3 protein-coding genes and 1 pseudogene are annotated in these 2074 nt (G+C 49.7%); 2 read left to right on the top strand and 2 right to left on the bottom strand.

Annotated elements, in window-relative coordinates; translation table 11 throughout:
* Positions 1 to 136: 136 nt before the first annotated feature.
* Positions 137 to 1063 (top strand): glycine-rich domain-containing protein, encoded by a 927-nt coding sequence (locus DT73_RS26640; RefSeq protein ID WP_235234371.1) that lies wholly within the window; start codon positions 137 to 139, stop codon positions 1061 to 1063.
* 8 nt (positions 1064 to 1071) lie between these two features.
* Positions 1072 to 1239: a hypothetical protein gene (locus DT73_RS26525; protein WP_036103613.1), complete on the top strand. Its 168-nt coding sequence runs from the start codon at positions 1072 to 1074 to the stop codon at positions 1237 to 1239.
* Here the strand turns inward: DT73_RS26525 and DT73_RS02785 are convergent.
* Positions 1236 to 1685, bottom strand: a complete 450-nt coding sequence (locus DT73_RS02785) for a tail assembly chaperone (RefSeq protein WP_036103609.1) — start codon at positions 1683 to 1685, stop codon at positions 1236 to 1238. The two genes, DT73_RS26525 and DT73_RS02785, sit on opposite strands and share 4 nt — an antisense overlap.
* 1 nt (position 1686) lies before the next feature.
* Positions 1687 to 2074, bottom strand: a pseudogene (locus tag DT73_RS26635) (hypothetical protein); the annotation flags it as partial.

The raw sequence follows: 2074 nt of genomic DNA, 5'->3' as shown, positions 1-2074 counted from the left end.
GTGGTGGCCGGTTTACGTGTATGGATACGGTCATGACGCCGTTACTCAGTGACCGTGCCCGGGAGCTTGAGTGTGTTATGACAAAGTATCGTATGGGTGGCACAGGCTATGAATTTATTTATGCAGGAGATAACTGATGTTCCATGTCGATAATAATACGGGCGTCCCGGTTATGCCCGCCGTGTCACCACTGTACAGTGCCTTGCGCCTGTTCTTCACTGAAGGGGGGAATGGTATTCCTCCCACCTATCCGGGCCCTGACTGGTTCAATACCGTTCAGTCAGAGTTACTTAATATTCTTGACCAGGCAGAAATTGACCCAGATAAGGCAGATGCGACGCAATTGCTCACGGCATTCACCAGGCTTTTTCTCAGCAGAGAGAATCCGTTTGCGGATATCAAAGCTGATGGTCCTGCAGCTGTTGCACAGGGTCTCGCAAACCTTGGTTTGGGAGCAAGCGCTTTTGGTCTGCGTAATTGCGCGATATTTTCGACCGCAGGTGTCACCACATGGAGTGTTCCTGAGCTATTACAGAATGGCCGCAAAGCGAAAGTAACAGTTATTGGTGCTGGTGCTTCTGGTGGCCGGGCTGCGGGTGGAGGTGGTGGTGGAGGTGGTGGCATAGCGCAAAAAATAGTGGATTTAACCGGGATACAGACTGTCACTATTACCGTCGGTGCAGGAGGTGCCGCCCCCGCAGCGGGAACAAGCCAGATTGGCGGTGTAGATGGGGGATCTTCATCGTTCGGATCTTATTGCTCAGCGACAGGTGGAACATCCGGTGGAACACCATCTGCTGGATGGGGTGGTGCTGGAGTAGGTGGAGACACTAACAGTTCTCTTGGCCCCGGTTCACCCGGTAATAATTATAACTCAACTTCATATAACAGTGGCTCTGGTGGTGGTCCGGGAGGGGCAGGTGTAAGTTCTGGTACACAGAACAATGGAAATAACGCGAGGGGGCCTGGCGGCGGCGGTTCAGGTGCAGCCTATGCTAACTCAACAACAACGTCATGTCGTGCCGGTAGTGGTGCGGATGGTCTTGTTTTAATTGAATGGTGAGGTGAGGTATGAGCTGGGCAAGAATAGAGAATAATGAAGTTGTCGAATTAACCGATATAGATCCAACAGAACGTTTCCACCCATCGCTTATTTGGGTTGAATGCCCTGCAGAGGTATTGCAGGGCTATACATACGACGGCACTGAGTTTCACGCGCCAGAGATGCAGTCCAGTTAACTTGAAGATTCAGGAGCATCAGGCCAGACAAAGGCATTATAGCTGGCTTCATCTGTTATTGAGCTGAAGTCCAGCGCCTGTAGTTCGTTGATATACCTTATCCAGGCTGTCAGTGATGCCTTATCATCATCACTGATAGTGCCCAGCAACAATTCTGTCTGCCATATCGATATTTCGCTTTTTGCAGAAGTAATGAGGTTGGCCTGATTTTCTTTTGCTTCGGTGATGAGTTCATCTGTTGTTGGTGCTGGTATATCAACCCACGCCGGTCCACCTGATGAGTCAGCCCCAAGTTGTTTTCCCTCGGTGGGCGTGTCAAGAAACGTCTGCCATGCAACATCAGTAATTTCTACTGCATCATCAGGCCATGAACCTGCCACATCGTAAGATTTCTTTAACGAATCATCAAAGAAACCAAGTTTTGAAGGTGAAAAATATTTAGTCATTTTAATAACCTGTCGCTTCCCAGTATACGGTAACTGTCCCGGCAGTAGGTGAACCTGCTGAGTTTGAAGAAATGGACATTCCCCTTAAAACAGCGCCTGTTGTGGATAACGCGGTTGGCCTGCAAGTTTCACATGTCCCCCCCGCCACATCAGTAAGAACTGATGCCTGCAGGCTCACAGCCGCATTGGGAAATGTTGTTGGAAATGTGATTGACGTATTACCCTCAACAGCGTTCTGTGAAACGGTGAGCGATATGGTTGTCGTGCCCCATTGCTTGATTAAATTACGCTTCACGCCATTAATTATCATTGGCGTTGAAATGTACCCGCCCGTTCCCAGAGATCCAGAGCACACCCCCGCGAGAGCGATATCTCCCAAACCAAGGTTT

Origin of the sequence: Mangrovibacter sp. MFB070, assembly GCF_000705335.1 — a bacterium.
Lineage (GTDB): Bacteria > Pseudomonadota > Gammaproteobacteria > Enterobacterales > Enterobacteriaceae > Mangrovibacter > Mangrovibacter plantisponsor.
This window is presented reverse-complemented; position numbering and strand designations above follow the sequence as displayed.